Source organism: Stenotrophomonas sp. 3diitr2024, from assembly GCF_042136455.1.
Lineage (GTDB): Bacteria > Pseudomonadota > Gammaproteobacteria > Xanthomonadales > Xanthomonadaceae > Stenotrophomonas > Stenotrophomonas sepilia.
Genome location: NZ_JBHHMJ010000387.1, coordinates 1 through 324 on the forward strand (window position 1 = coordinate 1; position 324 = coordinate 324).

Annotated in this window: 1 protein-coding gene; it reads right to left on the reverse strand. The window is 67.3% G+C overall.

The genetic code is table 11. The features are described 5' to 3' along the window. Positions 1–51 precede the first annotated feature (51 nt). Positions 52–324 (reverse strand): hypothetical protein (locus tag ABGA94_RS09565; RefSeq protein ID WP_375367129.1); only part of this gene is annotated, 273 nt, incomplete at its 5' end.

Consider the following 324-nt stretch of genomic DNA (forward strand, 5'->3'; position numbering starts at 1 on the left):
GCAGGCATTCGCCGACAGATATGCCAAGCAGGAGGGCAGCACGCCCAAGGACTATCTCGAGTTCCGCGAGAGCACGGGCCCGCTGAGCGTTCTGGAAACACTCGAGCGCGCGCCCAGCATCCACCACTGCGTGGCCTGCACGCCATTGTTTCCGTCCCCGGGCGGCCGGAAGCCGGCGGTGAAGGCCAGCACGCCCACCACCAGGGCCATCCAGGTCACCATGTAATGGCAACCGATGCCGGCCAGCGCACGCGAGCCTTCCGGCACCTGGGTGGAGGTGTTGTGCGGACAGCCCGAGCAGTAATGCGGCACGCGCGGGAAGCT